The organism is Mycobacterium sp. GA-1841, assembly GCF_001954135.1.
In the GTDB taxonomy this organism is placed as follows: domain Bacteria; phylum Actinomycetota; class Actinomycetes; order Mycobacteriales; family Mycobacteriaceae; genus Mycobacterium.
In genome coordinates this window covers 20420-31945 of record NZ_MBEQ01000038.1, presented here as the reverse complement: position 1 = coordinate 31945, position 11526 = coordinate 20420, and the positions used below count along the sequence as shown (strand labels likewise).

The 11526-nt window shown below is 67.5% G+C and carries 17 protein-coding genes; 14 read left to right on the top strand and 3 right to left on the bottom strand.

Annotated features, from left to right (window positions below; translation table 11 throughout):
* Window positions 1-26 precede the first annotated feature (26 nt).
* The 10 genes from A5740_RS10160 to A5740_RS10115 all read left to right on the top strand — a co-directional run bounded on the left by A5740_RS10160 (window position 27) and on the right by A5740_RS10115 (window position 7646).
* Entirely contained in the window at window positions 27-272 is a 246-nt protein-coding gene (locus tag A5740_RS10160; protein WP_076193655.1) for a glutaredoxin family protein, read from the top strand.
* Between the two features lie 53 nt (window positions 273-325).
* Window positions 326-1681 (top strand): glutamyl-tRNA reductase, encoded by a 1356-nt coding sequence (locus tag A5740_RS10155; RefSeq protein ID WP_076193654.1) that lies wholly within the window; start codon window positions 326-328, stop codon window positions 1679-1681.
* Window positions 1682-1684: 3 nt separating this feature from the next.
* Window positions 1685-2641, top strand: coding sequence for a hydroxymethylbilane synthase (gene hemC / locus A5740_RS10150; protein ID WP_076193652.1), 957 nt, complete (start codon window positions 1685-1687; stop codon window positions 2639-2641).
* Window positions 2638-4323: a bifunctional uroporphyrinogen-III C-methyltransferase/uroporphyrinogen-III synthase gene (locus tag A5740_RS10145; protein WP_076193651.1), complete on the top strand. Its 1686-nt coding sequence runs from the start codon at window positions 2638-2640 to the stop codon at window positions 4321-4323. The genes hemC and A5740_RS10145 overlap by 4 nt, the downstream gene beginning before the upstream one ends.
* A 29-nt stretch (window positions 4324-4352) precedes the next feature.
* Entirely contained in the window at window positions 4353-5333 is a 981-nt protein-coding gene (gene hemB / locus A5740_RS10140; protein WP_076193649.1) for a porphobilinogen synthase, read from the top strand.
* Window positions 5330-5752: a hypothetical protein gene (locus A5740_RS10135; protein ID WP_076193647.1), complete on the top strand. Its 423-nt coding sequence runs from the start codon at window positions 5330-5332 to the stop codon at window positions 5750-5752. The genes hemB and A5740_RS10135 overlap by 4 nt, the downstream gene beginning before the upstream one ends.
* Window positions 5753-5826: 74 nt before the next feature.
* Window positions 5827-6180 (top strand): hypothetical protein, encoded by a 354-nt coding sequence (locus A5740_RS10130; protein WP_371454743.1) that lies wholly within the window; start codon window positions 5827-5829, stop codon window positions 6178-6180.
* Window positions 6173-6655 (top strand): DUF3093 domain-containing protein, encoded by a 483-nt coding sequence (locus tag A5740_RS10125; protein ID WP_254849133.1) that lies wholly within the window; start codon window positions 6173-6175, stop codon window positions 6653-6655. The genes A5740_RS10130 and A5740_RS10125 overlap by 8 nt, the downstream gene beginning before the upstream one ends.
* A complete protein-coding gene (locus A5740_RS28925; protein WP_076193668.1) occupies window positions 6652-6879 on the top strand; it encodes a hypothetical protein in 228 nt (75 codons plus the stop codon). Before A5740_RS10125 ends, A5740_RS28925 begins: the two co-directional genes overlap by 4 nt.
* Window positions 6876-7646: an APH(3'') family aminoglycoside O-phosphotransferase gene (locus A5740_RS10115; protein ID WP_076193666.1), complete on the top strand. Its 771-nt coding sequence runs from the start codon at window positions 6876-6878 to the stop codon at window positions 7644-7646. Before A5740_RS28925 ends, A5740_RS10115 begins: the two co-directional genes overlap by 4 nt.
* Window positions 7647-7665: 19 nt before the next feature.
* On the opposite strand, the gene A5740_RS10110 is transcribed toward A5740_RS10115, so the two are convergent.
* Window positions 7666-8046, bottom strand: coding sequence for a low affinity iron permease family protein (locus A5740_RS10110; RefSeq protein ID WP_076193664.1), 381 nt, complete (start codon window positions 8044-8046; stop codon window positions 7666-7668).
* A gap of 233 nt (window positions 8047-8279) precedes the next feature.
* Here A5740_RS10110 and A5740_RS10105 point away from each other — a divergent pair, with 233 nt between their 5' ends.
* Genes A5740_RS10105 through A5740_RS10090 form a run of 4 tightly spaced genes read left to right on the top strand, consistent with a single transcriptional unit; the run spans window position 8280 to window position 10471 of the window.
* The gene (locus A5740_RS10105; RefSeq protein WP_076193643.1) at window positions 8280-9134 is read left to right on the top strand and encodes an oxygenase MpaB family protein; all 855 of its coding nucleotides are present in this window, start codon (window positions 8280-8282) and stop codon (window positions 9132-9134) included.
* Entirely contained in the window at window positions 9121-9711 is a 591-nt protein-coding gene (locus tag A5740_RS10100) for a TetR/AcrR family transcriptional regulator (RefSeq protein WP_076193641.1), read from the top strand. Before A5740_RS10105 ends, A5740_RS10100 begins: the two co-directional genes overlap by 14 nt.
* Window positions 9712-9754: 43 nt before the next feature.
* A complete protein-coding gene (locus A5740_RS10095; RefSeq protein WP_076193639.1) occupies window positions 9755-9949 on the top strand; it encodes a hypothetical protein in 195 nt (64 codons plus the stop codon).
* 39 nt (window positions 9950-9988) lie between these two features.
* On the top strand, window positions 9989-10471 hold the full coding sequence (locus A5740_RS10090) for a pyridoxamine 5'-phosphate oxidase family protein (protein WP_076193637.1): 483 nt from the start codon (window positions 9989-9991) through the stop codon (window positions 10469-10471).
* Here A5740_RS10090 and A5740_RS10085 read toward each other — a convergent pair.
* Window positions 10428-11048, bottom strand: a complete 621-nt coding sequence (locus tag A5740_RS10085) for a hypothetical protein (RefSeq protein ID WP_076193635.1) — start codon at window positions 11046-11048, stop codon at window positions 10428-10430. The genes A5740_RS10090 and A5740_RS10085 overlap by 44 nt on opposite strands.
* A gap of 229 nt (window positions 11049-11277) precedes the next feature.
* Window positions 11278-11412 carry a hypothetical protein gene (locus tag A5740_RS29320; protein WP_255376482.1) on the bottom strand — a complete coding sequence of 45 codons (135 nt, stop codon included), beginning with the start codon at window positions 11410-11412 and terminating at the stop codon, window positions 11278-11280.
* Window positions 11413-11526: the final 114 nt, after the last annotated feature.

Sequence of the window (11526 nt, the reverse complement as noted above, 5' to 3'; positions counted from 1 at the left end):
GTGGGGGGGGGGGGGGGGGGAACACTGTGACGTTGCTGACCAGGGCCGGTTGCGGTATGTGCGCCGCGGCGGCGCGGCAGCTGGCCGCGTTGCGCGACGAGCTGGACTTCGAGCTGGTGAACACCGATGTCGATACCGCAGCCGCCGCGGGCGACCCGTCGCTGCGGGCCCGGTTCGGCGACCTGCTGCCGGTTATTTTGCTGAACGGAACCGAACACAGCTATTGGGAAGTCGACGAGCAGCAGCTTCGGGCCGACCTCACCGCCAGGTGAAATTTGGTGGGCGGGGGAGAAAACGATTACCTTGGTGACGTGGTGATGAAGCCGTGAGTGTGCTGCTATTCGGGGTTTCGCACCGCAGCGCGCCGGTGTCTGTTCTCGAGCAGTTGAGCACTGACGAGTCGGATCAGGCCAAGATCATCGACGAGGTGCTGCGATCCTCGTTGGTCACCGAGGCCATGGTGCTCTCGACCTGCAACCGTGTCGAGGTGTACGCCGTGGTGGAGGCCTTCCACGGCGGCCTGTCGATCATCGGGCAGGTGCTCTCCGAGCATTCCGGCATGTCGCTCAACGATCTGACCAAATACGCCTACGTGCGGTACGCCGAGGCCGCCGTCGAGCATCTGTTCGCGGTGACCAGCGGTCTGGACTCGGCGGTCATCGGCGAAGCGCAGGTGCTGGGGCAGGTTCGTCGTGCATACGCCTCGGCCGAGGAACACCAGACCGTCGGACGCACCCTTCACGAACTGGCCCAACGGGCACTCAACGTGGGCAAGCGCGTGCACTCGGAGACGGGCATCGACGCCGCGGGCGCCTCGGTGGTCTCCGTCGCCCTGGGCATGGCCGAAACCAAACTTGACGGCGGGCTCGCCGGACGCACGGCCGCAGTCGTCGGCGCGGGCTCGATGGGGGCCCTGGCCGGTGCCCACCTGGTGCGGGCGGGAATCGAGCGGGTCCACGTGGTCAACCGCTCGTTGCCGCGGGCCCAGCGGCTGGCTCACAACCTGACCGAGCAGGGCATCCAGGCGCAGGCCTGGTCCTTGGACCAGGTGGACGAAGCGCTGGCCGACGCCGACGTCGTCGTCAGCAGCACCGGGGCGGTACGCCCCGTGGTCTCCCTGGCCGATGTGCACCATGCCCTGGCCCAGCGCAACGCCGTCGGCAGCGAGCGGCAGTTGGTCATCTGCGACCTCGGGATGCCCCGCGACGTCGATCCGGCCGTGGCCGGGCTGCCCGGTGTCTGGGTGGTCGACATGGAGCGGATCCAGCGCGAGCCCTCGGCGCGGGCAGCGGCCACCGACGCCGACGCGGCCCGCACGATCGTGGCCACCGAGGTTGCCAACTACCTGGCCGGCCAGCGGATGGCCGAGGTCACCCCGACCGTCACCGCGTTGCGGCAACGGGCCGCCGACGTGGTGGAGGCCGAGCTGCTGCGGCTGGACAACCGGCTGCCCGAACTTGAGGCGACGCACCGCGAAGAGGTGGCCAAGACCGTCCGCCGGGTCGTCGACAAGCTTTTGCACGCACCCACGGTGCGGGTGAAACAACTCGCCAGTGCACCTGGCGGGGACAGCTACGCAGAAGCCTTGCGTGAGCTGTTCGAACTCGATCCGCAGGCCGTCGAAGCTGTGGCGGCCAGCGAATTGCCCTTTATGACAACGGATCTCGACAAGTCTGAGTAGGTCTTGGAAAAAACGCGCGATACGGTAATCCGGATCGGCACCCGGGGTAGCCTGCTGGCGACCACGCAGGCCGGCACCATCAGGGACGCTTTGCTGGCTGCCGGTCACCCCTGTGAGCTGGTGATCATCTCGACCGAAGGCGACCGCAACCAGGGCCCGATCGCCGACATCGGCGTCGGCGTGTTCACCGCCGCGCTGCGCGAGGCGATCGACGACGGCCGGGTCGACATGGCCGTGCACTCGTACAAGGATTTGCCGACCGCGCGCGACGCCCGGTTCGCGATCCCGGCCGTTCCACGCCGTGAGGATCCCCGTGACGCCCTGGTGGCCCGGGACGGAATGGTGCTCGGCGAGTTGCCGGCGGGCTCCACGATCGGCACGTCGAGCCCGCGGCGGGCCGCGCAGCTTAGAGCACTGGGTCTCGGTTTGGAAATCCGCCCCCTACGAGGCAACCTAGATACCAGGTTGAACAGGGTTACGAGCGGTGATCTCGACGCCATCGTGGTCGCCCGCGCGGGACTCGCCCGTATCGGACGACTCGAGGTGGTCACCGAGACGCTCGAGCCGGTGCAGATGTTGCCGGCACCGGCTCAGGGAGCGCTTGCGGTGGAGTGCCGCGCCGGCGACGCCGAGTTGATCTCGGTGCTGTCGGAGCTGGACGACGCCGACACGCGCGCCGCGGTCACCGCCGAACGGATCCTGCTCGCCGAACTGGAGGCGGGTTGTTCCGCACCGGTGGGCGCGATCGCTGAAGTGGTCGAGTCCATCGATGAGGACGGCAATGTCTTCGAGGAGCTGTCGTTGCGCGGCTGCGTGGCGACGCTGGACGGATCCGACGTGATCCGTGCGTCCGGCATCGGGACTCCCGGTCGGGCCGCTGAGCTGGGTCTCTCGGTGGCCGCGGAGCTTTTCGAGCTGGGTGCACGCGAGCTGTTGGTAGAGCGCGGGAGTGAAGAATGACCATGCGAGGTCGCAAGGCAAAGCCCGGCCGCATCACATTTGTCGGCTCAGGCCCGGGAGATCCGGGGTTGCTGACGGCACGGGCACAAGCCGTGTTGGCGCACGCCGAGTTGGTGTTCACCGATCCCGACGTGCCGGAAGCAGTGCTGGCGCTGGTCGGTACCGAGCTGCCGCCGGCTTCGGGCCCGGCACCGGCTGAGCCGGCCAAGGCCGACACCGGCGACGGGGCCAACGTCGATTCCGGCACTGCCTCAGATGCCGCGCAGGCCGCGGTCATCCCGGGTGGCCCTGAGATCCGCCCCGCCCTCGGCGATCCGGCCGAGGTGGCCAAGACCCTGGCCGCCGAGGCCCGGCACGGCTACGACGTGGTGCGTCTGGTCGCCGGTGATCCGCTGTCGGTCGACGCGGTGATCACCGAGATCGGCGCCCTGGCCAAGAGCCATGTGAACTTCGAGATCGTCCCCGGGCTGCCCGCCACCAGCGCGGTGCCCACCTACGCGGGTCTGCCGCTGGGGTCTGCCCACACCGTGGCCGATGTCCGCGGTGACGTGGATTGGGCCGCGCTGGCCGCCGCGCCGGGGCCGCTGATCCTGCACGCCACGGCCTCGCATCTGCCGGACGCCGCGCGCACCCTGATCGAGCACGGGCTCGTCGACACCACGCCCGCGGTGGTGACCGCGAGCGGCACCACCTGCCAGCAGCGCTCGGTCGAGACCACGCTCGGCGGGCTGACCGACAAGGCTGTGCTGGAAAAGCCCGCCGGAAGCGAGCTGGCCGGGCCGCTGACCGGTCCGCTGGTCGTCACCATCGGCAAGACCGTGGCCAACCGGGCCAAGCTGAACTGGTGGGAGAGCCGCGCCCTGTACGGCTGGACCGTGCTGGTGCCGCGCACCAAGGACCAGGCCGGCGAGATGAGCGACAAGCTGGTGGGCCACGGCGCCCTGCCGATCGAGGTGCCCACCATCGCCGTCGAGCCGCCGCGCAGCCCCGCGCAGATGGAGCGCGCGGTCAAGGGTCTGGTCGACGGCCGGTTCCAGTGGGTGGTGTTCACCTCCACCAACGCCGTGCGAGCGGTCTGGGAGAAGTTCAACGAGTTCGGTCTCGATGCGCGGGCCTTCTCCGGTGTGAAGATCGCCTGCGTCGGGCAGGCCACCGCCGACAAGGTGCGCGCGTTCGGGATCAATCCCGAGCTGGTGCCGTCGGGTGAGCAGTCCTCACTCGGCTTGCTCGACGAGTTCCCGCCGTTCGACGAGGTTTTCGATCCGGTGAACCGGGTGCTGCTGCCGCGCGCCGACATCGCCACCGAGACGCTGGCCGAGGGACTGCGCGAACGCGGCTGGGAGATCGAGGATGTCACCGCCTACCGCACCGTGCGGGCCGCTCCGCCGCCGGCGCAGACGCGCGAGATGATCAAGACCGGTGGTTTCGACGCGGTCTGCTTCACGTCGAGCTCGACGGTGCGCAACCTGGTCGGCATCGCCGGCAAGCCGCACGCCCGGACCATCGTGGCCTGCATCGGCCCGAAAACTGCTGAAACCGCAGCCGAATTCGGCCTGCGCGTGGATGTCCAGCCGGAGACGGCTGCGGTCGGACCGCTGGTCGACGCGCTCGCCGAGCACGCCGCCCGGTTGCGGGCCGAGGGGGCGCTGCCCCCGCCGCGCAAGAAGAGCCGCCGCAGGTAGACAACCGCCGGAAAAGGAGACGTGCGCCAGTGGCATTCCCCCGGCACCGACCCCGCAGGTTGCGCAGCACCCCGGCGATGCGCCGGCTGGTCGCTCAATCCTCGTTGGAGCCACGGCATCTGGTGTTGCCGATGTTCGTCGCCGACGGCATCGCGGAGCCGCGGCCGATCTCCTCGATGCCCGGCGTGGTGCAACACACCAGGGATTCCTTGCGCCGTGCGGCTGCCGACGCGGTGGCGTCGGGGGTGGGCGGGTTGATGCTGTTCGGTGTGCCCCGCGACGAGGACAAGGATCCGACCGGCGCCGTCGGCATCGATCCGGACGGCATCCTCAACGTGGCGTTGCGGGATCTGGCCAAGGACCTCGGTGACGCCACCGTGCTGATGGCCGACACCTGCCTGGACGAGTTCACCGACCACGGGCATTGCGGCGTGCTGGACGCCACCGGCCGGGTGGACAACGACACCACCAATGCGCGTTATGTGGAACTTGCTGTGGCACAAGCACAATCGGGTGCACACGTGGTGGGTCCGAGCGGCATGATGGACGGTCAGGTGGCCGCCATCCGCGACGGGCTGGACGAGGCCGGGCACACCGATGTCGCGATCCTGGCCTATGCGGCCAAGTTCGCCTCGGCGTTCTACGGCCCGTTTCGGGAGGCGGTGTCCTCCAGCCTGACCGGAGATCGCCGCACCTATCAACAGGATCCCGGCAATATCCGCGAAGCCGTCCACGAGATCGAACTCGACCTGGACGAGGGGGCCGACATCGTGATGGTCAAGCCCGCGATGAGCTACCTGGACGTGGTGCGCGCCGCTGCCGACATCTCTCCGGTGCCCGTTGCGGCATATCAGATTTCCGGTGAGTACTCGATGATCTGTGCGGCCGCGGCCAACGGTTGGATCGACCTGCAGGCCGCCGCGGTGGAGTCGTTGACCAGCATCCGGCGGGCCGGCGCCGACATCGTATTGACGTATTGGGCGGCTGAGGTCGCCGGCTGGCTCGCGTGACCGAACCGCACCAGATCCCCACCGGGCGCCCCGACGACGTGGACACCGGGTTCTGGTTGTGGACGGCCGCGCTGGCACTGATGGTGCTCGGGTATCTCGTCGACGCGCTGACCGGATCCGGCTCCGGCGCCCAACGCTCGATGACCGTCATCTTCTCCGTGATGTTCCTGGTGGTCCTGACCTCCATCGTGGGGGCCTTCCTGGCGCTCATGCGCCAGGGCTATCGCTGGGCACGCACGGTGTTGACCAGTGGGGGACTGGTGGCGATCTTGCACTCGGTCAGCAGCCTGCTGACCGGCGAGCGCCAGGATGCGGCCGCCGTGGGCTATGCCGTCACCGCGATCGTCGGTTCGGTACTGATCGCCGGCGGGCTGTACTTGCTCTACCGCAAGGATGCCGACGCCTTCTTCACCCGCTGATTCGCTACGCTTTGCCGACAATGCCTTCACCGCCCGCATCGTCAGAGTCACGCCCAGCCCCGAACCGGCCGCTCGTGGCGACCGTCGGCTTCTCCTTTTGGCTGGTCGCGGCGGTTCTGTTGATCGTCGGCGGGATGATCGCGGCGTCGGTGAGCCTGCCGGGGCTGGACACCTGGCTGTTCCGCGGCGGCGGGGTGCTGACCGCTCTTGCCGGGCTCGGCATGGCCTTCCTGGCCGGACGGAGCCGGACCGGTGACCGTCGCTACCTGCGCGCGGCGATCGCGTTGTCGCTGGCGATCATGGTCATCGTGGCGTTGACCGCGCGGTTCGGCGTGGTCCACATTCTCACGGTGTTCGGTGTGGTGTTGCTGATCGTGGGAACCGGGCTGAGCGCGCTGTCGCTGCGGAGGGGAGTCGATGGTGAGTGAGCCGGTGCACAAGGCGGCTTCGAAAGTGCTGTTCTACGAACAGGGCGCGAGCTGGGCGTGGCTGTTGTTGGGGCCGTTCGCCGGGATCGGCATGGCGATCCTGCAGAAGACCGGCGGCTACGGGCACGACCTGTGGATCCCGCTGGTGTTCCTGCTGTTGGTGTCGGGGTTCGTCGCCATCCAGATCAAGGCCGCGCGTATCCACACCTCGGTCGAGTTGACCGCCGACACCTTGCGGCAGGGCGCCGAGTCGACGCGGGTCGACGAAATCGTGGAAATCTATCCCGAGGCCTCGGGTTCCGAGGTGCCGAAGTGGCAGTCCGCCCGAGCGCTCGGTGAGCTCACCGGCGTGCCGAGGGGACGCACCGGCATCGGACTCAAGCTCACCGGTAAACGCAATGCGCAGGCCTGGGCCCGTAAGCATCGCAAGCTGCGCGAAGCGCTGGAGGCGCTGGTCGAGGAGCGCATCCAGTGAAACGCCGGGCTGTCGTCGAGTTCCTGGTGGCCGCGGCCGCTGCGGTGGGCTGTGTCCTGAGCTGGAGCGCGGCCGCGCGCACGATCGACGTGGCGCCGGTACTGGACGGCGAACCCGCGACAACGGCGGTGACGTATTCGTCGCCGCTGCTGGTGTTGTCGTTGCTGCTGGCCGGCGTGGCCGGCGTGCTGATCGTGGTGGGTATCGCGCGGCTGCGGCGCTGACGGTGACGGATTGGCATGCCGTGTCCGGCGGGGAGTCCGGCGCAGCGGTGTTCCGTAGTGCCGACGGTTCGCGGTACGCAAAGACGGTCGGGCCCGACGGCGTTGCCGATCTGGCCGACGAACGGGACCGGTTGTCCTGGGCTCGCAGCCGGGGTGTGCCGTCCCCGCCGGTGATCGACTGGGGTATCGACGACGACGGCGGTGCGTTCCTGATCACCGGTGCCCTGAGCGGTGCCACTGCCGACCGGCTGCCGGAGACGGTCCTGCGGGCATCCTGGCCGGCGATCGTGGCTGCCGTCGCGGAGTTGCACACCATCGCGGTCGAGGTCTGTTCGTATCACCGCGATCTGGACGACATGGTGGCCAGGGCCCGCGCGACCGTCGCCGCCGATGCGGTGGACCGCGAGTTCTTGCGCGACGAGGACCGGGATGTCCCGGCCGCCGAACTGCTGGCTCGCGTCGAACGGGAGGTGGAGCAGCGGCGCGGCCAAGAAGCCGGTGACCTCGTGGTGTGCCATGGCGACCTGTGTCTGCCCAACATCGTGATCGACCCCGACCGGTTCACGGTCGCGGGATTTGTCGACCTGGGCCGGCTCGGACTCGCCGATCGGCATGCCGATCTGGCGTTGTTGTCGGCCAATACAGCTGACACCTTCCCCCGGTTCGCCGAGGGCGCGGCGGCCGGGCTGGCCGCGCACTATCCGGCGCCGATCGACGAGGACCGACTGCGGTTCTACCTCGCGCTGGACCCGCTGACCTGGGTGTGACCTGGCGCCGGCGCGGTGATCAGTCGGTGCTCTCGTGGTCTTCCAGGCCGACGGCGGCGTGCAGTTCGCGGCGGTCCTTGTCGAGGCTGCGGTCGTCGCCGCCGACTTCGCGCATCAGGTCCGACAGCGCGTCGGCGATGGCATTCAGCTTGTGCTGCAGCGCGTTGTCGTTGCGGGTCTGGGTGTTCTGCAGCAGCGCCACCAGCAGGAACGTGATGATCGTGGTCAGGGTGTTGATGATCAACTGCCAGGTGTCGAGATCCAGCACGACGAACGTGGGCGCCCAGATCACCACGATCAGCACACAGGCCACGAAGAACCAGGCCTTGGAAACCCGCTCGGCGACGCTGGAGGCGAAGCGATCGAAGAGGGGCACCTCGTCGTCGACCTGGCTGGGCAGCGACGGTGCGTGGGCTTTGTCTGAGTTGTCGGCCTTGGCGGGCTTGTCGGCCTTGGCGGGCTTGTCAGCCTTGTCGGGCTGGGCGGGTTCACTCACCGCTGAAGAACTGGTCATCGACGCTGATTACCCTGCGGTCGTCTTTTCAACCGCTGGTCAGCCGCGTTTCCGTGGTGATCGGTGAGTGTCGTCACAGACCTCTTGGTACAAAGTGCGAAATCTGTAACACTGTGTCCATGACTGAATTGGTCGAGCAGCCGCAGCAGGCGGACGCCTTGCCGCTGGGGCCCGAATCGCTGGTCTGGAAGTACTTCGGCGACAACCGGATGTACCTGATCGGACCGCGTCCCGCCGTCCTGCAGAACATGTTGGCCCAGCTCGGCCAGGGCGTCCTGGACCACTCGACGTTCTTCGCCGACACCGCCGAGCGGCTCAAGCGCACCATCCCGCCGATCTTCCGCACGGTCTACGGCTCCGATGAGGAGAATGCCGGCCTGCAGGTGCGTGACTTCCACCACCACGTCAAGGGCGATATGCCGGATGGGTCGAAATACCACGCGCTCGATCCCGACACCTACTTCTGGGCCCATGCGACATTCGTCGAGCAGATCTTCTACTTCGCCGACACCTTCGTGAAGCGCCTCAGCGACGCGGAGAAGGAGCAGATCTATCTGGAGTCCAAGACCTGGTACCGCCGTTACGGGGTCAGCGACCGGCCGATGCCCGCCACCTACGCCGAGTTCGAGCAGTACTGGGACCGGATGCTCAACGAGGTCGCCGTCCCACACAAGTCCGCCCGCTACGGCGTCGGCTATGTCACCAAGGGTTTCCCGTGCCCCAAGGCCGTGCACCCGGCGGTGTGGCGGATCGTCGCCACGGTGTTCAACCCGGTCGCGGCCTTCCTGACGGCAGGCGGTCTGCCGCCGCGGGCCCGGGATCTGCTCGAACTGCCGTGGAGCGAGCGCCAGGAACGCAACTACCAGCGGTTCGCCGCGTTCTGGCGGAGCCGCCCGGTGAACTGGGTGTGGGATCATTTGCCGATGAGCGTCCGCTACAACAAATTTGCCCAAAAAGGCTATGCCCGGGGTTGATTCGGTAGCCGCAATCCTCGATGCGGCCCTGGTCGAATTCGAACGCCACGGCCTGCGCCGCGTTGCGCTCGACGACGTGGCGCGCCGGGCCGGCGTCAGCCGCACGACGATCTATCGCAGATTCGCCAACCGTGACGAGCTGGTCGGGGCGGTGATCGAACGTGAGAATGTCGCGTTGTTCGCCGATATTGCCAACGAGCTGAAAAATGCCGGCCCGCAGTCGAATTACTACGTCGAAGCGTTCACCCTGTCGATCCTGCGGTTCCGGCGTCACCATGTGCTCAACCAGCTGATCGCCGATGAACCGGCCCTGGTGATGGAGATGCTGCACACCCACTACGGCGCGGCGATCGAACGGATGGCCGCGGCGCTGAAGGTGATCTTCCCGGCCGGCTTCGCCGAGCGGATCGGGGCGCAGGCGGTCAACGATCTGGCCGACACCATCCTGCGCTACGCGGCGATGGTGCTGTTGCTGCCCAGTGTCGAGCCGCTGGACACTGCCGAGGACATTCGGGCGTTCGCCACCAGGCACTTTCTGCCGAGCCTGCCGACGTCGCTGCGTACCGTCCCGGCGTGAGCCCTGCTGTTTGGTAGGTCACATTTTCGGGCAGCCGTTAGCCATGACTACACAGGAACCTCCAGAAGTCACCGAAGAACACCACAAAGAAGCGGCGCGCATCATGGAGTCGTATGACGATTCGCGCCCGACGGTAACGTTGCCCGGCAGCGGCGGCACGGTCTCGGGTACCGCTGTCAACGACTGGGTCGACGACGAGGGCAAGCCCCGCTACGGCCAGGACGACACAGATAAGTAACAGCGCAGTCGGGGACGACGCGGTGCCTAAGGTGACGGGGTGACCCCGCTAGAGCGAATTGCGCCCGAGTTCACGGCGATGGCCCACCAGATCGTGTGGGCGTCGGTAGCCACCGTCGACGCCGACGGTCGTCCGCGCACCCGCATCCTGCACCCGATCTGGGACTGGGACGGGACCGATCTGTTCGGTTGGGTCGCGACCGTGCCGAGTCCCGTCAAGAGGGCGCACCTGGCGGTGCACCCGTACGTCTCCGTCAGTTACTGGAGTCCCGACCATGACACGTGTGCCGCAGACTGCCTGGTGGAGTGGTACACCGACGACGACACCTGCAGCCAGGTCTGGGACCGGTTCGCCCAGGGGCCTGCGCCCGTGGGCTACGACCCGCGCATCATCCCGCAGTGGAGTGACGGGCCCACCTCCGCCGAGTTCGCCGCCCTGCGGCTCACCCCGTACCGGTTGCGGGTGATGCCGGGCACGATCATGACGGCCGGGACGGGCGAGGTGCTGAACTGGCGGACGTGACCGCCGGCCACCCCGGTCCGTCGCTGTCATGCCACCCCACGACCACGTCGGCGATCTCGGTGACCTCGGCATCGGATTCGATCACCGCGTACGACGCGTTGTCGGGCAGGCCGTTGACCGAGCATTCATAACCGATCCGGTGTGCCAGATCGCGAGTCCAGCTCGCTGCGAGCGCGCGTCGGCGCCCAGGCAGGCGCCGCGCGTCACAGATCAGCAGGACCCGTCGCGCACCCACCGTGAGTGCGGCCGCGGTCGTCGAATCGCACGCGTCGTTCGCGCTCACCCGCAGCCGGCGGCGCGATGCGCAGTTCTGACGCCCGCCGAACCGTGACCGCACCGCGTGCCCGTCGAAGATGGCTATCACCGATTCGATGGAGTCGATCTCGGCTGCGCTCAATGGCGGCGCTGCCGAAGCCGTTGTGCGCCATCGCTTTCGATCCGGCTTGTGGCTACCCGGCGGGTGGGTGTGTTTGACCGTGATGTCGTGGCGCCCCAGCGCGGCGGTGATCGCCCCGGAGACATCCGTCAGCCAACCGAGCACCAGCACCTGCGGGCCGGCGGTATCCCGATCCGCCACTGTAGTTCCACCCGCCGTTCTCCACGTCAATAAATAATTGTCATATGTCGTCCGATCTTCTTTTTCGCAAAATGGACCACCCTGAACAATAAATTGGGAGCGGTCCGACGCGGAATTTCCAATATCCAATGCGTCAGTTTTATGCGAAGGAAATCCGGACCAGCCGCGCGGGACGCGGCGAAGCGGCTACGTTGGCGGCTGGTAACCGGAAAAACTGCAGTACAGAGGGCTAGGCCCGGTCCGGGCGCTTCCGGCGCGGAATGGTCTCGCCGGCCTCGGCCGCCTTGTCGCGCTTTGCCGCCCGGCGTTCCTTGATGGTCATCGCCGGTTTTTTGGGCGCGCGACCTTGAGATTTATCAGCCATCGTTGCTCCTTACTCGCAAACAATCACTGAGGCCGACCATACATCAGAAAAAAATAAAAGCCAGTCGGTCGTTTTCGTGCTGATCCGCATCGCGGCCCGACAGCAGTCGACCCC